The organism is Nocardia sp. 852002-20019_SCH5090214 (assembly GCF_001665865.1).
Lineage (GTDB): Bacteria > Actinomycetota > Actinomycetes > Mycobacteriales > Mycobacteriaceae > Nocardia > Nocardia nova.
The window spans coordinates 81,989-102,812 of the sequence record NZ_LZMK01000273.1; the positions used below are offsets into that span (position 1 = coordinate 81,989).

The 20,824-nt window shown below is 69.1% G+C and carries 25 protein-coding genes; 13 read left to right on the forward strand and 12 right to left on the reverse strand.

Features of this window, described 5'->3' with window-relative positions; all coding sequences use genetic code 11:
- Positions 1–23: 23 nt before the first annotated feature.
- Entirely contained in the window at positions 24–509 is a 486-nt protein-coding gene (locus A5780_RS21300) for a DinB family protein (RefSeq protein ID WP_063012886.1), read from the reverse strand.
- Between the two features lie 116 nt (positions 510–625).
- Here A5780_RS21300 and A5780_RS21305 point away from each other — a divergent pair, with 116 nt between their 5' ends.
- Both A5780_RS21305 and A5780_RS21310 read left to right on the forward strand, forming a co-directional pair.
- Positions 626–1,225: a helix-turn-helix domain-containing protein gene (locus A5780_RS21305; protein WP_063012884.1), complete on the forward strand. Its 600-nt coding sequence runs from the start codon at positions 626–628 to the stop codon at positions 1,223–1,225.
- Between the two features lie 179 nt (positions 1,226–1,404).
- The gene (locus tag A5780_RS21310; protein WP_369829540.1) at positions 1,405–2,208 is read left to right on the forward strand and encodes a DUF5995 family protein; all 804 of its coding nucleotides are present in this window, start codon (positions 1,405–1,407) and stop codon (positions 2,206–2,208) included.
- Between the two features lie 15 nt (positions 2,209–2,223).
- On the opposite strand, the gene A5780_RS21315 is transcribed toward A5780_RS21310, so the two are convergent.
- On the reverse strand, positions 2,224–2,826 hold the full coding sequence (locus A5780_RS21315) for a maleylpyruvate isomerase family mycothiol-dependent enzyme (RefSeq protein WP_030513683.1): 603 nt from the start codon (positions 2,824–2,826) through the stop codon (positions 2,224–2,226).
- 39 nt (positions 2,827–2,865) lie between these two features.
- Entirely contained in the window at positions 2,866–3,858 is a 993-nt protein-coding gene (locus A5780_RS21320; protein ID WP_063012880.1) for an RNA polymerase subunit sigma-70, read from the reverse strand.
- Positions 3,859–3,921: 63 nt separating this feature from the next.
- Here A5780_RS21320 and A5780_RS21325 point away from each other — a divergent pair, with 63 nt between their 5' ends.
- Complete coding sequence (locus tag A5780_RS21325) at positions 3,922–4,707, forward strand: alpha/beta fold hydrolase (RefSeq protein ID WP_063012917.1); 786 nt, start codon at positions 3,922–3,924, stop codon at positions 4,705–4,707.
- A gap of 337 nt (positions 4,708–5,044) precedes the next feature.
- On the forward strand, positions 5,045–6,037 hold the full coding sequence (locus A5780_RS21330; protein WP_063012876.1) for an LLM class F420-dependent oxidoreductase: 993 nt from the start codon (positions 5,045–5,047) through the stop codon (positions 6,035–6,037).
- Between the two features lie 10 nt (positions 6,038–6,047).
- Here the strand turns inward: A5780_RS21330 and A5780_RS21335 are convergent, their stop codons facing one another.
- The gene (locus tag A5780_RS21335; RefSeq protein WP_063012874.1) at positions 6,048–6,419 is read right to left on the reverse strand and encodes a nuclear transport factor 2 family protein; all 372 of its coding nucleotides are present in this window, start codon (positions 6,417–6,419) and stop codon (positions 6,048–6,050) included.
- A 141-nt stretch (positions 6,420–6,560) separates the two neighbouring features.
- Between A5780_RS21335 and A5780_RS21340 the strand changes: the two genes are divergently transcribed.
- Positions 6,561–7,046 carry a GAF domain-containing protein gene (locus A5780_RS21340; protein ID WP_063012873.1) on the forward strand — a complete coding sequence of 162 codons (486 nt, stop codon included), beginning with the start codon at positions 6,561–6,563 and terminating at the stop codon, positions 7,044–7,046.
- A gap of 69 nt (positions 7,047–7,115) precedes the next feature.
- Here the strand turns inward: A5780_RS21340 and A5780_RS21345 are convergent, their stop codons facing one another.
- Entirely contained in the window at positions 7,116–7,364 is a 249-nt protein-coding gene (locus tag A5780_RS21345; RefSeq protein WP_030513689.1) for a hypothetical protein, read from the reverse strand.
- Between the two features lie 297 nt (positions 7,365–7,661).
- On the opposite strand from A5780_RS21345, the gene A5780_RS21350 reads away from it, so the two are divergent.
- Positions 7,662–8,147, forward strand: coding sequence for a GAF domain-containing protein (locus A5780_RS21350; protein WP_063012871.1), 486 nt, complete (start codon positions 7,662–7,664; stop codon positions 8,145–8,147).
- A gap of 188 nt (positions 8,148–8,335) precedes the next feature.
- The gene (locus tag A5780_RS21355) at positions 8,336–9,772 is read left to right on the forward strand and encodes a glyceraldehyde-3-phosphate dehydrogenase (RefSeq protein WP_245925620.1); all 1,437 of its coding nucleotides are present in this window, start codon (positions 8,336–8,338) and stop codon (positions 9,770–9,772) included.
- A gap of 10 nt (positions 9,773–9,782) precedes the next feature.
- On the opposite strand, the gene A5780_RS21360 is transcribed toward A5780_RS21355, so the two are convergent.
- Positions 9,783–10,319 carry a hypothetical protein gene (locus tag A5780_RS21360; protein WP_063012867.1) on the reverse strand — a complete coding sequence of 179 codons (537 nt, stop codon included), beginning with the start codon at positions 10,317–10,319 and terminating at the stop codon, positions 9,783–9,785.
- 210 nt (positions 10,320–10,529) lie between these two features.
- Between A5780_RS21360 and A5780_RS21365 the strand changes: the two genes are divergently transcribed.
- Positions 10,530–10,928, forward strand: coding sequence for a hypothetical protein (locus A5780_RS21365; RefSeq protein WP_064909392.1), 399 nt, complete (start codon positions 10,530–10,532; stop codon positions 10,926–10,928).
- Positions 10,929–10,955: 27 nt separating this feature from the next.
- On the opposite strand, the gene A5780_RS21370 is transcribed toward A5780_RS21365, so the two are convergent.
- Entirely contained in the window at positions 10,956–12,494 is a 1,539-nt protein-coding gene (locus tag A5780_RS21370; RefSeq protein WP_064909393.1) for an acyl-CoA synthetase, read from the reverse strand.
- Positions 12,495–12,655: 161 nt separating this feature from the next.
- Between A5780_RS21370 and A5780_RS21375 the strand changes: the two genes are divergently transcribed.
- From A5780_RS21375 to A5780_RS21385, 3 genes are all read left to right on the forward strand, one after another.
- Positions 12,656–12,967, forward strand: coding sequence for a hypothetical protein (locus A5780_RS21375; RefSeq protein ID WP_063012861.1), 312 nt, complete (start codon positions 12,656–12,658; stop codon positions 12,965–12,967).
- Positions 12,967–13,548: a carboxymuconolactone decarboxylase family protein gene (locus A5780_RS21380; protein ID WP_064909394.1), complete on the forward strand. Its 582-nt coding sequence runs from the start codon at positions 12,967–12,969 to the stop codon at positions 13,546–13,548. Before A5780_RS21375 ends, A5780_RS21380 begins: the two co-directional genes overlap by 1 nt.
- Positions 13,549–13,735: 187 nt before the next feature.
- A complete protein-coding gene (locus tag A5780_RS21385; protein WP_063012857.1) occupies positions 13,736–15,271 on the forward strand; it encodes an aldehyde dehydrogenase family protein in 1,536 nt (511 codons plus the stop codon).
- A 9-nt stretch (positions 15,272–15,280) separates the two neighbouring features.
- Here the strand turns inward: A5780_RS21385 and A5780_RS21390 are convergent, their stop codons facing one another.
- Entirely contained in the window at positions 15,281–16,174 is an 894-nt protein-coding gene (locus tag A5780_RS21390; protein WP_064909395.1) for a LysR family transcriptional regulator, read from the reverse strand.
- Positions 16,175–16,229: 55 nt separating this feature from the next.
- Here A5780_RS21390 and A5780_RS21395 point away from each other — a divergent pair, with 55 nt between their 5' ends.
- Positions 16,230–16,742, forward strand: a complete 513-nt coding sequence (locus A5780_RS21395; RefSeq protein WP_064909396.1) for a GNAT family N-acetyltransferase — start codon at positions 16,230–16,232, stop codon at positions 16,740–16,742.
- Between the two features lie 30 nt (positions 16,743–16,772).
- Here A5780_RS21395 and A5780_RS21400 read toward each other — a convergent pair whose 3' ends face one another.
- The gene (locus A5780_RS21400) at positions 16,773–17,255 is read right to left on the reverse strand and encodes an LppP/LprE family lipoprotein (protein ID WP_063012853.1); all 483 of its coding nucleotides are present in this window, start codon (positions 17,253–17,255) and stop codon (positions 16,773–16,775) included.
- 342 nt (positions 17,256–17,597) lie between these two features.
- On the opposite strand from A5780_RS21400, the gene A5780_RS21405 reads away from it, so the two are divergent.
- On the forward strand, positions 17,598–17,903 hold the full coding sequence (locus tag A5780_RS21405; protein WP_231509062.1) for a response regulator transcription factor: 306 nt from the start codon (positions 17,598–17,600) through the stop codon (positions 17,901–17,903).
- Positions 17,904–17,911: 8 nt separating this feature from the next.
- Here A5780_RS21405 and A5780_RS21410 read toward each other — a convergent pair whose 3' ends face one another.
- From A5780_RS21410 to A5780_RS21420, 3 genes are read right to left on the reverse strand one after another with little or no spacing between them, the layout of a single operon-like run.
- Positions 17,912–18,955: a hypothetical protein gene (locus A5780_RS21410; protein WP_064901362.1), complete on the reverse strand. Its 1,044-nt coding sequence runs from the start codon at positions 18,953–18,955 to the stop codon at positions 17,912–17,914.
- Complete coding sequence (locus A5780_RS21415; RefSeq protein WP_082856904.1) at positions 18,952–20,169, reverse strand: sensor histidine kinase; 1,218 nt, start codon at positions 20,167–20,169, stop codon at positions 18,952–18,954. Before A5780_RS21415 ends, A5780_RS21410 begins: the two co-directional genes overlap by 4 nt.
- On the reverse strand, positions 20,139–20,810 hold the full coding sequence (locus A5780_RS21420; protein WP_227462960.1) for a response regulator: 672 nt from the start codon (positions 20,808–20,810) through the stop codon (positions 20,139–20,141). Before A5780_RS21420 ends, A5780_RS21415 begins: the two co-directional genes overlap by 31 nt.
- Positions 20,811–20,824: the final 14 nt, after the last annotated feature.

Genomic DNA, 20,824 nt, shown 5'->3' on the forward strand with positions numbered 1-20,824 from the left:
CACCCGGCGCGCACCCGCTGAGCTCAACGCCCGGTCGCGCCGTCGATCAGTTCGCGCAGGATATCGGCGTGACCGGCGTGGCGGCCGGTCTCCTCGATCATGTGGGTGAGGGCCCAGCGGACGCTGGGCCCGGGGCGTCCCGGTCGCGGCAGTGTCGCGGCGGGATCGGTGCATCCGTCGAGCACCCGGTTCGCGTGCGCGACCGCGTCGCGATAGCGGGCGACGACATCGGCCACGCTGTCGTCCGGGGCGGCCCGGAACGTCGCCTGCCAGTCGGTCACCCGGGCGCCGAGGAACATCGAGCGCTCGACGGCGGTGAGATGGACGAGCAGACCGAGCAGATTGGTGCCCGAAGCCACCGCGGCGGCTCGGGCCTGCGGTTCGGGCGCTCCCTCGACCTTCGCGGCGACGGAGGTGCGTAGATAGTCGAGGAAGCCGCGCAGTACCGCGAGCTCATCGGTCCCGGTCCGCGGCGGCGGGGTGTCCCTTCGGCGGGCTGCGGTGGGCATGGCGGCTCCTTCGCGGTCGAGGTGCGGTCGCAGATCTTCAGCCTGGCGCCGGACGTGGCGAACTGGCACGGAATCTTGCTGTTCCGGCAAGATGGCCCGAATGGCTGAGGACCCGAATGGCTGAGAACACCGACGAGGTGCTCGGTGCGGTGGGCCCGCGGTTGCGCGCATTGCGCCGCGAGCGCGGGATCACCCTCGCCGACCTCGCGGCGAGCACCGGGGTGTCGGAAAGTACGTTGTCGCGCCTGGAGAGCGGGCAGCGGCGGGCGACCCTGGAATTGCTGCTGCCGCTGGCCCGCACCTACGACGTCCCGCTCGACGACCTGGTCGGGGCTCCGCGCACCGGCGACCCGCGCATCCACCTGAAGCCGATCCGGCGGTTCGGCATGACCTTCGTGCCGCTGTCCCGGCGGCCCGGTGGCGTGCAGGCGTTCAAGATGATCATTCCCGCGTGCCCGCGACCGCTGGAGCCGACGCCGCAGACGCACGAGGGCTTCGAATGGCTCTACGTGCTCAACGGCCGGCTGCGCCTGGTGCTCGGCGACCGCGATCTGACCCTGCCGCCCGGCGAGGCGGCGGAATTCGACACGTCGGTTCCGCACTGGCTGGGCAGTGCCGACGGCGGGGTGGTGGAACTGCTCATCCTGTTCGGCCCGCAGGGGATGCGCGCGCATGTGCGTCCCGGTGCGTCCGCCGAGGGGGAGAGCCGGTGGTGAGCGGAAACCGACGACACCGCCGAGGTCGTGCGCACAGTCACGGATCGAACCGCAGTACCGTATCGGCAACACCGCCGTACGTCATCGGACAGGATGGACATCGTATGCTCCGAATCGCGTCGATCGTTGTGGCTCTTGGCTTTTCGTCTCTGATCGCGTCCGCGCCGCAGGCGGGGGCCGTGGCCGAGGCGCAGTGCGGCACCCCGCTGTCCGCCGCGGAGATCCAGACCGTCGCCGCGCTGTCGGATACCACGACCATCGGCGCCGGGCCCACCCTCGACCGGCTCGACGAGGCCGTGGCGCGAAACCATCGGATCGCCGACATACTTGCCTCCCACCATGATTGGCGCGGGTTGTTCGATGTGGGACTCGACGCCGTGGAACAGTCGCCGGTGCTGCCGCTGCAGCACGATGCCGGCGCCTTCGCCGACCCGGAATACGCCCACGCGATCAGCTACGAACTGCTGCGCCGTTTCCTGGTGAACCTGCACGCGGAATTCACCGGCGGCACGCCCGAGCCGCACTGGGCGTGGTATTTCCAGCTGGCCGGTCGATGCGACCAGTCGCCCGCCAGGGTCGCGATGGCCGGCTACAACGCACACCTGACGGTCGACCTCGCATACGCGGTCGCCGCGGTCGGCAGCAAACCCGAGAACGCGCCGGACTTCTTCCACATCGTCGACGCGATCGCCCGCAGCGGCGATCTGATCGTCGATCGGACCAGGCAGGTCTACAACGCCGACCTCGGGCCGCTGTGGCGGTTCTACTTCGTCGGCGAAGGGCTCGACCGGCTGTTCGGTCAGGGCGTGGCCACCGGGCCGCTGCTCGAGGTCGCCGACCTGGGTTACAACGTGGTGGTCTGGACCAACGGGCTGGCATTGCAGAATCCCGCCACCGCCGAGGCCACGCGCGCGGAGATCAACGCCCTCTGGTCGGCCGACGACGCGGCCTTCGCCGTACTCGCACGCCTCGGCGGTCTGTGAGCCGGGCCGGCCCCGTCAGTCGGCGGGCAGCGGGCGGCGGCCGGTGACGGTGAGCAGAATGTCCTTGGCGCACATCGTGATCGGCGTCCCCGAACCCAGCGTGACCGGCGCGTCGGACGCCCGCAGTTGCCGACCGGCCAGGTCGACCCCGAAGTAGCGCAGCGATTTCGGGCTCGCATTGTCGAGCACGAGGGCGATCCGTTCCGGCGGGGCGGGCGGCAGGCCCAGGGGCTCGGTGATGTCCAGGCCGTGGATCACGTCGTGGCTCAACGCGCCGACCACGCCGCCGCCCGGCGGACGCCACGGGTGGTCGACGTTGTCGCGCAGCGACGCGAGCAGTGCGGCATCGCTCATTCGTGCGGTGTCGGCGCGCGCGGCCCGGTCGGCGTAGCGGTGGAACGAGAAGCGCGCGCCGGCCAGGCCGCGCACGAACGCCCAGGTGGATGTCCGGTAGGGCATCGTCATGTGGGCGAGCACCTCGCGGACTCGCCAGCCCTCACACAGCGAGGGCGCGGCCCACTGCTCCGGCGTGAGGGTGGCGAGCAGATCCGCGAGGCGCCGGCGCTCGGCCACGGTGTGCTCGCGCAGGAGGTCGGTGTCGGTGTCGGTGGAGGTCATGAACCCGTCGTTTCGGTCGTAGGGCAGTGGTCACCTCTGTTACGAACCCGACGCCGGGAATTCATCGGTGGGTGCGCGGAAAATCGGCGGGAGGCCGAATTCGGCGAACCGGTCGCCGCTGCCCAGGTATGTCACCTGCCGCGCTATCGATCCCGACCGCGCCTCGATCGCGAGCAGTGCGAACGGCCGCAGCACACCGTCGGTGTCGGGGCGGTACTGACCGAATCCGATCGAACCGTTCATCCGGACCGGTATCAGCCGATCATCGATGCACGCCTCGCCCGCCGCGAAAACCGAGACGACGAGGTCGCGCCCGCTCAGTCGCCACGCGAACGGCGGCATACCGGATTCGGCGTCCTCGCACAGCAGCGCGGCGAGAGCGCCGACATCGTGGTTTTCGAAGGCCGCCACGTAGCGCCGGACCAGTTCCCGGTCGTCCGGATCGTCGGGATCGAGCGGATCCGTGGCGGACTGCCGGACCGCGGCCAGGGTGGCGCGGGCGCGTTGCAGGGCGCTGTTGACCGCAGCCGGGGTCACCTCGAGCATGGTCGCGGTTTCGGCGGCGCTGAACGCCAGCACCTCGCGCAGGACCAGCACCGCCCGCTGGCGCGGCGGCAGATGTTGCAACGCCGCGACGAAGGCCAGCCGCACCGACTCGCGGCGAATCACGCGGTCGGCCGGGTCGAGCACCCGCGCGTCGGGGACCGGATCGAGCCATCGGTCGGCGGGCACCACCGCATCCGGATCGAATCCGGTCGAGACCGGGCCCTCCCACACCAGCATCCGGCGCCGCGCCGAGCGCAGCATGTCCAGGCAGATGTTGGTGGCGATGGCGTGGACCCAGGTCGACAGCCGGCCGCGCCCGGGATCGAAGCTGTCGAATCGGGTGTAGGCGCGAATCATCGTCTCCTGCACCGCGTCGTCGGCATCGGCCGACGAACCGAGCAGACGGTAGCAGTAGCCGGTCAGCGGAATCCGCAGCGCCTCGAGTGCATCGGACTCCGACAGCGGTTCACTCGCGGATACACTCACCGTCCCATGCTCGCACTCGCGTCCGGCCGGCGACAGCGGGACCGGCCGGGTAGCTTGCCGGTCATGAAGCTACGCGCGGGCGGGGTCGATTTTCACTACGTGGAGCACGGCACGGGCCGGCCGGTGCTGGTGCTGCACGGCGCCGGCGTCGATCATCGCGAGGCCGAGGCGTGCTTCGACCCGATACTCGGGGACACCGCCGGATTGCGGCGCATCTACCCCGACCTGCCCGGAACGGGATCCACCACCGCACCCGACACGCTGCGCAGCGCCGACGATGCCCTCGACGCGCTGCTGGGTTTCGCGGACGAGGTGACCGGCGGTGGTTTCCTGCTGATCGGCCACTCGGCCGGCGGGTACTACGCGCAGGCGATGGCCGCGCGACGTGCCGATCGGGTGGCGGGCCTGGCGCTGGTCTGCCCGCTGTTGCCCGGATTGCGGGACATTCCCGCACACCGCATCGTGGCCGGGCAGGGCGATCTCGGCGACGACGATTTCCGCGGCTACTTCGTCGTCCGAACACCCGAAATGCTCGACCGCTACGAGCGTTTCGTCGCCCCGGCCGCCGCACCGGCCGATCCGGCCGCGGCCCGGCGCATCGGTGAGCGGTGGCAGCTGAGCCCGGACGGCGCACCGCCCTATCCGGGGCCGACCACGATCGTGGCCGGACGGCTGGATTCGACGGTCGGTTGTGCGGCGGCGACCGACCTGTTCGCGCGCAGTCCGCACGCGACGCTCGCCGTCGTCGACGAGGCCGGACATGCCCTTCCGCACGAACAGCCGGAACTGCTGCGCGCCCTGCTGGCCGAATGGCTCACGCGCGTGGCGCGCGCCGGCGATCGACCGTGACGTTCACCCGGCCGGTGCCGGCGGAGGCGGGACCAATCCGACATACACCTCGACATCGAATACATCGTGGTTTGCCAACGGAACGCTCGGAGAAAGGAACGCTGTGATAAGCGGAATCATTGCGGTTGTCGGAGCTTTGGCCTCGGGTCTCGGATCGATCCTCACCGGCCTGATCGGCGCTTTGCTCTGATCGAGGCTTCGCAGACCCGGTGAACCGATTCCGGCTTCGCCGGGTCTCCGCGGGCAGTTCGGCGCGCCGAGCGCCGAACTCTTGCCCGCGAGCGCATCGATGGGAAGAGTGGCCGCCGGATCTGTTCTCTCGACGAGGAGGCGCGGCGTGCGTTTCGGCATCTTCATTCCGCAGGGCTGGCGACTGGATCTGGTCGGCATCGAACCGGGGGCGCAGTGGGGTGTGATGCGGGGCCTGGCGCAGCGAGCCGACGCCGCGGACGTCTGGGAATCGCTGTGGGTCTACGACCACTTCCACACCGTGCCGGTTCCCACCGAGGAAGCGACACACGAGGCGTGGACGCTCATGTCGGCGTTCGCCGCCACCACGACGCGCATCCGGCTGGGCCAGATGTGCACGGCGATCAGCTATCGGAACCCGGCCTACCTCGCCAAGGTGGCCGCGACCGTGGATCTCGTCTCGGGCGGACGGGTCGAGATGGGTATCGGCGCCGGCTGGTACGAGCACGAGTGGCGCGCCTACGGCTACGGATTCCCTTCCGCGGGTGAGCGTTTGGGCCGGCTGGACGAGGGTGTGCAGATCTTCCGTCAGGCGTGGACCACCGGCACCGCCACCCTCGACGGCAAGTACTACCGGGTCGACGGCGCCCGGGTGTATCCGTTGCCGCTCCAGCACGGCGGTATTCCGATCTGGATCGCGGGTGGCGGCGAGAAGGTCACGCTGCGCATCGCCGCGAAATACGCGCAGTACACCAACTTCGCGGGCGATCCCGCGACCTTCACCCGCAAATCCGAGCTGCTGCGCGAGCATTGCGTCTCCGTCGGAACCGATTTCGACGCGATCACCCGCAGTGCCAACTTCAACACCGTGGTCGGCGCCACCGAGGCAGAGGTGCGCGAACGGCTGGACGCACTCGCCTCGCGGCTCGCTCCTGTGCTCGGGGCCGAGGCGGCGCGGAACTGGGTCGCCAACCTCTCCGCCGATTCCCTCGCGGTCGGCACACCGGAACAGATCGTCGAGAACCTGTGCCGGGTCCGCGATCTGGGCTTGTCGTACGCGATCCACAACTTCCCCGAATCGGCATACGACCTCTCCGGGGTGGAGTTGTTCGAGCGTGCGGTGATTCCCGCGCTGCGATGAACCGCCGCCCTCAGTCGATGCGCACGTCCTCCGGTGACCAGAACGCTCGCATACCGGTGATCCGCGCGTCCTCGTCGAAGGTCATCACATCGATCGGTTCGATCGTCGTTGTGCGGGAACCGGTTTCGGTGACCACCCGGAACCGGAACGCCGCTGCGCCGCCCGCGATCCGCAGGTCGAGCAGTTCGGTGCGCATATGCGCGGAATCCAATGCGCCGTAGAACTTTTCGATCGCGGCCCGGCCGATGTGCGGTGGTGAACCGAACGGATCCTCCACGGTGGCGTCCTCGCTGTAACATGCCGCCACATCGGCGGCCGACCCCGAGCCCACCGCCTCGAGATACCGGTGCACCGCTGCTCGAATCCGTTCCGCTGAAGCCATGGGACAACGAAAACACGGATCCGGCGCGGTGCCGCGGGCCGATCCCGCCTGCCGGGACGGTCGGTGAGCCGCCGGCGGGACATCCGAAGCCGCCACCAGGAAAGGGATACGCATGAACCATCGCATGGGCGCGGGTGCGGTATGAGCGCCACCGACGACCACACGGACGACGAACGCTATCGGGAGCTCGCGGCGTCGGCCCGATCCCTGCTGGCGGGGGAACACGACCGGATCGCCAACGCCGCCAATCTGTCGGCGCTCGTCTATCACGGTCTTCCCGGTCTGAACTGGGTGGGATTCTATTTCTACGACGGGAGGGAGCTGGTGGTCGGCCCCTTCCAGGGCCGCCCGGCGTGTGTGCGGATCGGGCTGGATCGCGGTGTGTGCGGTGCGGCGGCGCGGACCCGCCGGACTCAACGCGTCGCCGACGTGCACGCGGTGCCCGACCATATCGCCTGTGATCCGCTGAGCAGATCCGAACTGGTGGTGCCGCTGGTGTCGGAGGGCGCGCTGCTCGGCGTCTTCGATCTGGACAGTCCCGAACTCGACCGATTCGGTCCGGTCGATCAGCGGGGCCTGGAGGAGATCGCGGCCATCTATCTCGCCTCGGTCGAAAGGAGGGACTGAACGGACGTCCGGCTCGACGTCGCAGTGCCGCAACCGAATCGGAGGCGTGTTCCGCGTGTCGCCGGTCGGCTACGAGGCCGCCTGCATCGCCGGCCGGAAGGCCTGGGGGCTCGGTCGGCCCAACGTCCACCTGGCCGCGGCCAGTGCCTCCGCACACGACGCCTTCAGGCGTAGATGCTGGGGGCGGGGATAGCCGGCGGCGTCGACTTCTGCCCGCAGTCCCACGATTCGACGTTCCAGCAGGCGTGCGTCCGCGGTCTTCAGCCCGCGCCGCGCAGATGTCAACGCGGTCAACACTCTGCGCTGGAGATCGTCCATACAGCACACCTCCTGTGGTGATGGGCCTCGACGGTGACGAGGTTCGTTCCGGTGCGGATTGTCGATGGGTACCCCGGCGACGTGCCGTGAAAACGGCGCTCCCCGTACGAGGCGCAATAAGGCAAACGGCTTGTACCGGACGAACATTCGTCCTCCGCGTCGGCGGGCTCGCCGGGACGAGGTTTGCCGCGGCGGGCAGCGGGGCACTCGAAGACTGGTCGTCATACCTCGGCCCCGCTTTGCCGGGCCGGTATGCCGCCGGTGTTGTTGACTCATCGCGTCGGATCGAGGTCCGTTATGCACAGTGACCCACCCGGTCGCACCGGTGCGTCGCCTGTTTCGGCGGCCGGGGTCGCCGCACTGCTGCGTGCCCTGCCCGGCTCACCGATGGCCGGGGTGACCGCGCACGGCGGAACGGTGCTCGAGATCGTGGCGGCGACGACGCATCGCGCGCGAATGGTCGAGGAGGCTCAGTTGCTCCACCCCGACAGCCCCGCTCGCGAGGTGGCGGCGACCGGCGTGCCGATCGTGATCACCGATCTCGCGGGCAGTTCGCGCTGGCCGGGGTGCGGCGCGGAACTGCGGTTGTGGGGAGTGCAGGCGGTGCAGTGCCAGCCGCTGTCCGACGACGACGGTTCGGTGGTCGGGGTCCTGAGCATCTACACCCCGGCCGCGAATGGGCTGAGCGAAGAACTCGCCGACGCACTGCATCCGGTGTGCCGTTGTGCCACCGACCTGTTGCAGATCCGCCGCCGCAATCCACCGCGGCTGCGGCGGGACTGACGGCGGTACACCGCCGGGGCGGCGGTGTGGTCGCCGCCACTCGAAAGCTCACCGCCGGGGATCCGCCGTCGGTGATATCCGGGCCCTCATTAGCATCGACGTGGCGTACCCGTCGAGGAAACCGAGGACCTGCGTTGACTACCGAACAACTTGACCGCTGGAACGCCCAGGAAGCTGCCGCGGAGGCGATGATCCCCATCATCGGCACGTTGTATCGGGCGAAGGGTGTGACGGTCCTGCTGCACAGCCGGTCGCTGGTGAACCGGTCGGTGATCAGCATTCTGCGGACACACCGGTTCGCCCGCCAGATCGAGGGCGAAGAGCTGTCGGTGGACGAGACGCTGCCGTTCCTGCGCGTCCTCGACGAACTGGATCTCGGCCCGTGCAAGATCGATCTCGGCCAGCTGGTCGTGGCCTATCGCGCCGACGACCGCGGGCTCTCGGTTCGGGAGTTCACCGAGGTGGTTCTGGCCGAGGTGATCGGCGGCAACAAGGCGCAGTCGCCGGGTCCGCGCGATGTCGTGCTGTACGGCTTCGGCCGGATCGGCCGGCTGGTCACCCGCCTGCTCATCGAGAAGGTCGGCTCCGGCAACGGGCTGAACCTGCGCGCGGTGGTGGTTCGCCGCGGCGGCGACGGTGACCTGGCCAAGCGCGCGTCGCTGCTGCGCCGCGATTCGGTGCACGGGCACTTCAACGGCACCATCAAGGTCGACGCCGACAACGACACGATCATCGCCAACGGCAACGTCATCAAGTTCATCTACAGCGACGATCCGACCACCATCGACTACACCGAATACGGAATCGACGACGCGATCCTGATCGACAACACCGGCAAGTGGCGCGATCGCGACGGGCTGTCGCAGCATCTGCGCCCCGGCATCGCGAAGGTGGTCCTCACCGCACCCGGTAAGGGCGACGTCCCGAATATCGTGCACGGCGTCAACCACCGCGACCTCGATCTGACGCAGCGGATCTTCTCGTGCGCCTCCTGCACCACCAACGCGATCGTGCCGCCGCTCAAGGCCATGGACGACGAATTCGGCATCACCCGCGGCCACGTGGAAACCGTGCACTCGTTCACCAACGATCAGAATCTGCTGGACAACTACCACAAGGCGGACCGCCGCGGCCGCTCCGCGCCGTTCAACCTGGTTCTGACCGAAACCGGCGCCGCCTCCGCCGTCGCCAAGGCGATGCCGGACTTCAAGGCCAAGATCACCGGTAACTCGATTCGCGTCCCCACCCCGGATGTGTCCGTCGCCATCCTGAACCTGCAACTCGAACGGGAGACGACGAAGTCCGAGGTGCTCGAGTACCTGCGGCAGGTGTCGCTCGCCGGCCCGCTGAGCCGCAATCTCGACTACATCGCCGCGTCCGACGTGGTGTCCAGCGATTTCATCGGCTCGCGCGCGGCCTCGATCATCGACGCCAACGCCACCATCGTCGAGGGCGACACCGCGATCCTGTACTGCTGGTACGACAACGAATTCGGTTATTCGTCCCAGGTGGTCCGGACGGTGCAGTACATCTCGGGTATCGAGTACCCGACCTATCCGCGGTTCGCGGATCGGTCGCAGGATGCCGCCGATGTGCGCGCGCTCGCCGCGGTCGAGGCGGGGTAGCCGCGCCCGGTCAGTGGGTGAGGACGACCTTGACGACGACCACCGTCGTCGCGACGGCGGTCAGCAGGAGTGCCGTGAAAATGGTCGAGCGGCCGGGTCTGGCGCCTTTGAGCCGTTCGATGACGAAGACGATGCCGCCGATGCGGACGAGCATCGCCACCTCGGCGACGATCTGTGCGGTGCGGGGTTCGAGCCAGTCGACGGCGGCGGCCGCCAGGATGATCGACGGCAGCACCGCGGAGCTGAGAATCGGCACCGAATCGCGCAGTTCCTCCCACCGCTGCCGCGGCGTGAGCGCGCGGTTCTCCCGCACGGCCTGGCCGACGCCCTCGGCGAAGGCGTGCGCGACGAAGGTGGACAGGGCGGTGCCGACGACCACGAGGATTCCGACGTGCTCCTCGGTGGTGGTCACCGGGATCAGCGCGGCGAGGATGAGGATGTTGCCGTAGACGTAGGCGCTGATCCGGCTGGCGGCATTGCTGCGGTCCAGCGGAGTGCGCCGGGAGAACAGGGGACCGTGGAGCAGTGCGTTGCGGCTGCCGTCCATGAGTCTCCCGTTTCTGATCGTCCGGTGCGGGGCGCGGCCACGGGTCGGGCACGGGTGGGGCAGGCGGGCCGCCGCGAACAACCCTAGGACATCGGTGACCTGCCCACCTGGCGGTGCGGCGCGTTCGTCTGGTTTGCTCTGGCAGAGCCGGGCATTCGCGCCCGGCGCGTGCGTGGGTGCCCGGCGACAGGTGGAACGCGAGGTCAGGTTATGGGGTTCGGGGACGGCGGTCCGGCGGGGGAGCCGCGCGGCGTGACCGGAGTGGCCCTTTGGGTCGGTGTGCTGTGGGGTGCGCTGGTGGCCGTGCTCACCGCACCGCTCGCCGCGGCGGTGGTGGCGAGCGTGTATCGGTTCCCGATTCCGTTCGGTGAGTACGCCGCAGGACTTCACGAGGCGGTGAACGCCGCGCTGGCCGCGGTGTTCTATCTCGTGATGGGCGGCGGCATGTTGCTGGCCGTGCTCGGTGGTGTGGCGGGGTTGATGATCGTGCGCGCGCACGGCCGGCGGCTCGGGCGTTCGCTGGCGCTCACCTTCGCGGCGGGATTCGGGCTGGCGGTGCTGGGCGCGTTCGCGCTCGCCCTGCTCGAGCACGTCATCGGCCCGTGGTGACGAGCCCCGTAATGACCGCCGGTCCGGTCAATCCGCCGCCGTAAGTGGTTCGCGCAGTTCGCGTTTGAGTAGTTTCCCGCTCTGGTTGCGGGGCAGCGACTCGGCGAAGCGAATGTTCTTGGGCACCTTGAAGGGGGCGATCAGCTCCTTGACGTGCGCGATCAGCGCCTCGGCCGTCGTCTCGCGGCCCTCGTGCAGCACCACGACAGCGGTGACGGCCTCGATCCACTTCTCGTCCGGGGTGCCGATGACCGCGACCTCGGCGACGGCGGGATGGGTGTAGAGGGCGTCTTCGACCTCGCGGGAGGCGACGAGGATACCGCCGGTGTTGATGACGTCCCTGATCCGGTCGACGACGGTGATGTACCCGTCGGCATCCCGCGTCACCAGGTCGCCGGAGTGGAACCACCCGCCGCGGAAGGCCTCCGCGGTCGCCTCGGGATTGTCCCAGTACCCCCGGCACAGCTGTGGCGAGCGATAGAGGACCTCACCCGGCTCGCCGGGGCCGACATCGTTGCCGTCGGCGTCGACCACACGGGTTTCCACGAAGAACACCGCCCGCCCGCACGACGACGGCCGCTCGGCATGTTCCTCCGGGCGCAGCACCGTGGCCAGCGGCCCGATCTCCGACTGTCCGAAGCAGTTGTAGAAGCCGAGGTCGGGATAGCGTTCCCGCAGCCTGTTCAGCACGGTCACCGGCATGATCGAGGCGCCGTACTGGGCCTTGCGCAGCGACGACAGGTCGCGGCGGTCGAGGTCGGGGTGGTTGGACAGCGGCACCCAGACGGTCGGGGCGAGGAACAGCGAACCGATCCGGTCCTGTTCGACCCGGCGCAGAATCTCCGGGATATCCGGGGTGGCCATGAGGTGCACGGTCGCGCCGACCGCCAGGTAGGGCAGCATGAACACGTGCATGCCCGCCGAGTGGTACAGCGGCATGGCGACGAGCGGATTGTCGTTCGCACGCAGGTCCAGCGCGATCACCGACGAGACGTACTCGAAGACGAGCGCCTCATGAGTCATCATGGCGCCCTTGGGTTTCGACGTCGTGCCCGAGGTGTAGAGCAGTTGGGCCAGATCGGTGGCGGACGCCCGGGACGAGAAGTCCGAGACCTCGTCCGCGGCGTCGGCGACCTCCCGCAGCGATCCGTCGGCATCGCGCAGGGGTACCACGTAGTCGACCGCGGTGAGTTCGCCCCGCACCTGATCGAGCGTGCCGATCAGCGCGGGATCGGCCAGGACGGCCCGCGCGCCCGACTGGGAGACCAGGTAGCTCAACTCCCCGCCCTTCAGGGCGTAGTTCACCGGTACGTGCACCAGGCCTGCCCGCGCGCAGGCCAGGAAGCCGATCACGTACGCGTCGGAATTGGTGCCGTAGGCGGCGACCCGATCGCCCGCGGCCAGGCCGAGGCCGAGCAGATGGGCCGCCGCCCGGGTGACCGCGGCGTCGAGTTCCCGGTAGGTGTAGGCCCGGCCTTCGAATGTCAGCGCGGTGCGGCCCGGGACCTTCGCCGCCGAACGGTGCAGCACGCCGTCGATGGTGTGCGTGCGGGGATCGAGACTCATAGGCCGGAGATTATAGGACGTCCAACTAGTTTGGTGGGGAATTCGCGAGCCGTTCTGCCGGTCTAGCCGGCGAACCGGCTCCCTGGGCGTACATTCGTGTCCGTGGCGCCTGCCCGTCACGGCTCGCGTCCATGACACGGAACCGGCTGTGAGGAGGCGAGATGGCGCAGGACAAGCGCGAGGTGTTCCGGGCTCTGGTGGAACGGATTCGCGATGGCGACGGCAGCACCCCACGGGAGCAGCGGGCGCAAGCCTTCGGAAACGCCGGACCGCCACCGCTGCGTGAACTCGTCGACAAGGTCGCGACCCGCCCGACCGAGGTGACCGATGCCGACTTCGCGGCGGCGCGGGCATCGGGATTCGGCGATGACGAACTCGTCGAACTGGTCATCGCCGCCGCGGTCGGGCAGTCCGCACGGCAGTACGACGCCGGGCTCGCGGCGCTGGCCGAAGCGGCCGGGGAGCGTGGCTGATGCGGCCGGACATCCTGAACCACGGCTATCGCCCCGGAACCAAACTCCTGTTCAAGGCGATCCGAGTGTTCTCCGGTCACCCGCTGCCCGATGCCGCGAAGCTGGTGTTCTATCGTCCGGATTTCTACGGCACGCGAGCGAAGGCGTTCACCCACGCGGCGATGCGCGGACCCTCCGAATGGTCGGTCGCCGACCGGGAGCTGATGGCCGCGTACGTGTCGAAGGTCAACGACTCCGCGTTCTGCATCGGTGCCCACAGCGCGACCGCGAGGCGCGCGTATGCCGACGAGGCGAAAGTTCGTGCGGTGCTCGACGATCCGGATTCCGCGTCGATCGACGCGGGCCTGCGCGCGACGCTGCTGCTCCTGGGCAAGCTGACCCGCGACGGGGAGGTCGATGCCGACGACGTCCGAAAGGTCCTGTCCGCCGGAGTGTCGCCACAACAGGTCGAGGACGCCTTGGCGGTCTGCGCCGCCTTCAACACGACCAACCGGCTCGCGGACGCCTTCGGATTCGACGTCCTGGGTCCGGACGGTTTCGACGCGGGCGCGAAATACCTGCTGAAGCGAGGCTATCGGTAGCGAGCGGGAGTGGTCCGCGGATGTCTGTCCGGTGGAAATCTAGAACAAGTTCTCGCAATGGGTAGACAGTTTTGGTAAGTTGTCTACTAGTTCACGAGGGTTTCGCCGTGCCGTCGATTCGGTTGCGACAAACCTTGTGTCACAACCGAATCGCACTGGAACGCCAGCTCCGACCGAGGGGAAGACCATGGCCATCGTCCACCCACTGCCGACGACCGAGGGTGACCGGCGCACGCTGGCGCTGGACAGTCCGGTGGATCGCCGGCGCATCGGCGAACTCGAGGTGGACACCACCGCCGAGGTGCAGAGCGCGGTCGCGCGCGCCCGCGCCGCCCAGCCCGCCTGGGCCGCCCGCAGCATCACCGAGCGCGCCGAGATCGTGCGCGCCGCCATCGGTGTGATCGTCGCCCGGCGCGCGGAGATCGCCGAGACCATCCGCACCGAGACCGGTAAGCCGGAGGCCGAGGCGCTCGGCGTCGAGATCGTGCCCGCCTGCGACTTCCTCAACTACTGGACCGCGCGCGCCCGGCGTGATCTGCGCTCGCACCGGCAGCGGCTGCACGGTTATCTGAAACCGATGAAGAAGCTGTACATGCAGTATCAGCCGCTCGGCGTGATCGGCGTCGTGACGCCGTGGAACGCGCCGTTCGTGCTGTCGCTCAATCCGGTGGTGCAGGCGCTGGTCGCCGGCAACACCGTGGTGTTCAAACCGTCCGAGGTGACGCCGCGTTCGGGGGAATGGGTGGCGCGGGTGCTGCACGAGGCGGGGGTGCCGGAGGATGTCGTGCAGGTGCTGCACGGCGACGGCGAAACCGGTGCGGCACTGGTCGATTCGGATATCGACAAGGTGTGCTTCACCGGCAGCGTCGGCACCGGCCGCAAGATCGCTGCCGCCTGCGCGACCCGGTTGCTGCCGTGCACCCTGGAGTTGGGCGGCAAGGACGCCATGATCGTCTGTGCGGACGCCGATCTCGAGCGCGCCGCCGCCGGCGCGGTGTATCTGTCGATGTTCAACACCGGCCAGGTCTGCATGAGCGTGGAACGCATCTACGTGGTCGACAGCGTCGCGGACGAGTTCATCCGGCTGGTCACCGAGAAGGCGGCGGGGGTCACCTACGGTCCCGGCGACACCGATATGGGCCCGCTGTTCTGGGATCGCCAGCGCGACATCGTGATCCGGCACATCGACGACGCGAAGGCCAAGGGCGCCGACATCGTGGTGGGCGGCGCGGCCGACACCGGCGAGGGCCTGTACTTCCAGCCCACCGTCGTCGTCGGCGCGCACCACGACATGGACTTGATGACCGAGGAGACGTTCGGTCCGATCACCACCATCATGCGGGTCCGTGACGAGGACGAGGCCATCCGGCTGGCCAACGACTGCAAATACGGGCTGAGCGGCTCGGTGTTCACCAAGGACGCCGCCAAGGCCCGGCGCATCGCGGCCCAGCTCACCACGGGTTCGGTCGTGCACAACGACGCGGCCGTCATCTACGGTGTGCCCGAGGCGCCCTTCGGCGGGCGCAAGGACAGCGGCGTCGGCCAGGTCAACGGCCCGGGCGCACTGCGCAGCTTCACCCATGCCCAGCCGGTCCTGATCGACCGCTGGCAGTCCAAGCAGGAAAGCATCTGGTACCCCTACTCGGAGAAGACCATTCGCAACCTCGACGGTCTCATCCGCTACGGGTTCGGCAACAAGATCCTGCGCAAACTGCTGTCCTGACGGTCGCGCTCACGCCGCGGCCGGGCCGGGCAACAGGGCGAGCAGATTGTGGACCAGCGCTCGCTCGTCGCCGGTGCGGTGCGCGGTGTAAATGGTTGTGTCCGCGTCGGTTTCGGTCAGCGGGATGATCCGCGCCGAAGCCGGCGCCGTGAAGGTGGCGCTGCGCGGCGCGACCGTGATGCCGAGGCCCGCGGCCACCAGATAGAGAATGATGGTCCAGTTGGTGGCCTCCTGCACGATGCGCGGGCGGCGGCCCGATCGCAGCAGGGGAGCCAGGTTCCGGTCGTGGGCCAGGGAGCCTGCGGCGCGCGGGAAGAAGACCACCGGGTGATCGACCAGTTCGGCCCCGGTGACGGAATCGCGTCCGGCCAGCGGATGGTCGTCGGGCACCACCGCGACGAACGGCTCGGTCATGAGCGGTGTGATGGTGGTACCCGGCCGCGGATCGGGATCGCGCACGATCGCGAGGTCCAGGGCGCCGTTGGCGAGCCGCTCCATCAGATGGCTGGTGAACCCCTCGACCAGGTCGACCTCGACGAGCGGATAGCGGTCGCGAAACGCGCGCACCCCGCGCAGGGGTTCGAGCGGCAGTACCGACGGCACGAAGCCCAGGTAGAGCGTCCCCTGCCCGCCCTGCCCGATCCGCGCGACCTCGGCCAGATCGCGTTGTGCGTGCCCGAGCAGGGCCTCGGCGCGATCACGCAGGACGGAGCCGGCGGGAGTCAGGGCCACCGTGCGCGAGGTGCGATCGAACAGCCGGGCGCCGAGCAGCGTCTCGAGCCGCCGGATCTGCTGGGTCAGGGCGGGCTGGGCGATGTGCAGCCGGGCCGCGGCACGGCCGAAATGCAATTCCTCCGCGACCGCCAGGAAGTAGCGAAGGTGCCGCAGCTCTACCCCGTCCACCGGCCGCCATCCATAAGTTCACGATATCAATCGGAGCTATCGAATATTGGACGCTATGAGTTCCGGCGCGCATCCTGGTGACGTGATTCTCGTCGAACCGATGTCCGGGCCGGCCGACGCCGCCGCCTTCGAAGAACTCAATCTGGAATGGATCACCGCTCTGTTCGGCGTCGAACCGGCCGACCTCGCCACCCTCGGCAATCCGCAGCGGATCGTGACCGACGGCGGGCAGGTGCTGATCGCGCGCGACGGTGACGACCGCGTCGGGTGCGTCGCGCTGGTCGCGGAGGATCCGGGCGTCTTCGAAATCTCGAAGATGGCGGTCGCGCCGCGGGTGCGGGGCCGGGGCATCGGCCGTCTGCTGCTGAACGCCGCCATCGACCACGCTCGCGCATGCGGCGCGACCTCGCTGTTCCTGGCGAGCAACGGGCGCCTGGCCGACGCCGTGCACCTGTACGAATCGGTGGGATTCGTCCATGTGCCGCCGGAGCAGCTGCGGCCCATTCCCTACGATCGTGCCGACGTTTTCATGAAATTCGATCTGGCGGAACAGGTTTCGTCCGTCTGAGCCCCCGGTGGCCGTTCCGGAATCCGGTGATCAGTTGATCGGCGGACGCCCCTGCACGTCCACGCCCGAGCCGTTCCAGTGGAACGACACCGTCGTCGAGGTCCCGTCGGGGCAGGCGTTGCAGCTACCGGGCGTCTTGTAGGTCAATACGACGGTGTCGTCGGTACCGGCTCCGGTGTCGATCGTGGTGAACGCCTGGGCTTTCGGCGTGGCGGTGCCGACGTAGTCGCCCTTGTGGAACAGCAGCGCGTGCTCCGGTGAGCTCGCGGTGGCGCGCTGAATCGTGACCACCACGACCGACAGTGTCGAACACCGGTTGTAGGTGCCGCGCAGTGCGGGCGGGTTGTCGTTCCATGCCCAGGTGTCACCGCCACCGGCGTCGTAGGGCGGCACGGTGGCGACGGCCCGGCGAATCTCCGGCGCCGAGAGGTCGGTCGCGCAGTCCGCCGAACCGGACGTCGTGACGGGGGAAACGGTTCCCTGCGTGGTGGGCGCCACCCGCGTCGGCGACACTGCCGCCGAGGTAGCGGAACTCGCAGTGGCGGAGGCGTTTTCGGGCCCATTGCCACATCCGGTCGATAAGGCGAGAGCCACGCAGACAATTACCGGCAGACAGGCCCGCTGGAGTTGCCGGCGCGGGAGGCGAGAGGTGGCGGAGCGTTGCGCGGGGACGGTCATCTGTCGAGTGTGGCGGATCGACGCGGTGAGTCCCTTCGTTTTCCGAGCGAACGGTGACCCCAGTTCTCGGGTCAAGCAACTGGAACCTGCCGGGCGGCCCGGCAACTGCGTAGCGTGTCCACACACACGTCGCCGGGGACGGCGATGCCGTCGGCTTCTGCAGAACAGGAAGACATCGTGTCCGAATTGTCGCCGGTTCCGGCCTGTCTCGCCCACGCGATCGCCGATCGCACAGCGCCCGCCGCTGCCCCGGAACCACGGCCGCAGCTCAGTGCCAGAGAAGTGGAAGTACTGCTCGCGTGGATCCTCGGGGAGACCAAAGGCGAGGTCTGCCGCACACTGTTCATCGCGCCCGGAACGGTCAACACGCACCTCGCCCGGATCCGGGAGAAGTACCGCGCCGCCGGTCGGCCGGCGCCGACGAAGGCCGCGCTGCTGGCACGCGCGCTGCAGGACGGGTATCTGAACCTCGACGACATCTGAGGTCGCGGTTACGGATCGGGCCGCAGCGCCGGGCATGCCGGGGTATCGATCTCGATCCGGCGGATGCCGGAGCGGGGATCGTTGACGACGATGGTGGCCAGAATCGCTCTGTGCGGCGGCAGGATTCGAACGTGAGCCGTCCCGGCGGACGCGGTGGCCAGCTCCGCGGCGACGGTACCGAGTACCCGTCGGCGGGTGGCGGCGGGAAGGTCGTCGAGGCCGTGGTCGTCGATCAGGATGACGTCGACGCCGCGCAACCGCGCGTGGCGCGCTGCTGTCGTGACCGGTTCGGTGGCGAGTGCGGGGGCTCGCAGCGTATCGCGCAGATGTGCCTCGATCAGCCGGCAGTCCTCGCGGGTGCGCTCGTCGAGGGGCTGGGGGCCCGCGATTCGTTCGAGGATGGGGCGGACCATATCGTCCAGGCGCTGGATCTGGGCTCGTCGTTCGTCGAGTGCGGCGGCCGCGGCGGCTTCGGAGCCCACCTGCCGCGTCGACTCCTCCCGCAACCGGAAGATGGCCCGGGCCGCCGGGCGCAGGGTGTAGGCGAAGAAGGTCGCCATCATCAGCGGGCCCAGGTTGATAACCGAAATCGCCACGCCGTGACCCAATCCCTGTCCGCTCTGCCACGACCACACGGCGGAGGTGGCGATCAGTGACAGCAGACCGGCCCACGCGGCTCCCGTGCGTCCGCGCACGCACATGAAGGTCGCGGTCACGGTGCCGGCCCCGAACGACCACAGTTGCGCGACCGAGGTCGGGGGGATCGGCAGGTTGAACAGGGTCAGAGCGGCTGTCGCCGGAATCGAGGCGGCCAGCGCGGCGGTGGCGGGCAGGGGCAGCGGATCGGGGCGGATGCGCAACAGTGCCGCGGTCGCCGCGGCGGTGATGGCCAATCCGGTCGGTACCGGCCACAGGTGGCGGGTCTGTTGTGCGGACGAAAGGCTCAGTGCCGCTTCCGACATCAGGTAGAAGGCCGCGATCAGCCAGGCCGGCCGGGTGTCCATGCCGAGCAGGGTGCGAGCATCGCGCACCGGGCCGGTGGCGGCGCTCATCGCTCGTCCGCCTGCCAGGACAGGTGAATCCGGGTGCCCGCGCCCGGACGGCTCCGCACCTCGACGTCGCCACCGGGCAGGCGGCGCACCCGCTCCACGATGCTGACGGCCAGCCCGAGGCGGTGGGCCGGAACCTTCGCCGGATCGAATCCGCGGCCGTCGTCGGCCGCGGTGACCTCGATCCGGCCGTCGGCGAATCCCAGGCTCACCGTGCGGGCGGCGTGTGCTCCGGCGTGAATGACGCTGTTGCGCACCGCTTCCGCGACGGCGGCACCGAGGATCTGTATCGGTTCGGCGGGGAAGTAGCGGTCGCCGGTGGCCGCGTCCTCGCTCACCGTGACCGGCAGTCGGTCGTCGACATCGGCGACCGCGGTGCGAATGTGCGCGGCGGCCGTCGCCGCCGTAAAGCCCTGCGCGCCTTCGGAACCCACGTCGCCGAGCTTGGCCAGCGCCATTTCGGCCTGGTGGCGCACCTCCGACCGCCGCGTTCCCCGCGCGGCCGCCAGCAATGTCGACATCACCCAATCGTGCAGCAGGGCGTTGAAGCGGGCGCGTTGCACGGTGCGCGCGGTGGCTGCCGCGGCGGCGGCCGCGGCCTCGTGGGCTTCGGTCCTGGTCGCGTCCAGAATCCGTCCGGTGCGCATCGCCATCAGCCCGGCGGCGACGAAGAGCAGGCAGAAGCTGATCGCGAACATCAGGTCCGGGACGAAGCGGCCGTTGTGGCCGGGCGCCCGGCAGACATGGTTGATGATCTGGACCGGAACCACCGCCGCGAGCAGGACGGCCACCGTCCGGCCCGCCGGCCAGACCAGCGCCGCGGACAGTCCGGCCAGGCCGGGAATGGTGGAGATCCACGCATCGGCCTGCAGCAGTTCGCCGTTCCACGCCACGGGCCACAGGACTGCCGCGACCACGAAACCGAGCGCGGTGACGGCGGCGGTCGCGCGGACCCACCGGAGGTCGGAATGAAACGAGAACAGGCCCATCACGATCGCCGGGCCGTAGACGATGCCCACCGCGAGCACGGTCCACCAGAGGGCCAGATCGCCGGCTTGGCTGGAGATGGTCGCGGCCATCAGGAACAGATAGGCCACATAACCGGAGGAGAGGAAGCGGGCGAACAACCGGGTGATGCGGTCCTCGGCCGGGCCTACCGTCGTCCGCGGGTGACCGGCGTGCGGAGCTACCGGCGTCGACGTGGTATCGGCAGCCACCCGTCCTCCAGAGCACGTTTGAACAGTTCGGTTTTGGTGCGCGACGGCCGCCCCGCCTCGGCGTACTTCTGCCGGATCCGGGCCAGATAGGCATTGACGGTGTCTTCGGTGAGGCTGGTGAGCCGCGCGACGCGGGCCGCCGATTCGCCCGAGGCGTACAGGGCGAGCACGTCGCGCTGGCGAGGGCTGAGGGTGACCGTGGTGAAGTTCTCGTCGGAGTCGATGGCGACCGCCCACTCCGTCGTCGGCACCTGGCGCCCGGCCGCGGCGTCGCGCACCGCGGCGGCGACCACCTCGTCGCGTTCGGATTTCCGCACGACTCCGAGAACACCGGCCCGGGCGGCGGCGCGTACCAGGAACGGTTCGTCGCCGGAGGTGAATACGAGGGTTTCGATGCCGGCGGCCCGCAGTTGCTCGATATTGGTGGCGGGGGAGGAACCGTCGGGTAGTCGCAGATCGAGGACGACGAGCGCCAGATCCGTTGTGACGGAGAGCAATTCCGCTACCGACGCGCCCGTGGCCGCGATGGTGACCGTGGGCTCACCGGCGAGTATCTGGCGCAGACCGGCGATGGTGACCTGGTGGTCCTCGACGACACCGATGCGATAGGGGTCCCCGGCCGCGACATTCTCCCGCATCATGCCCCCTCCTGTTG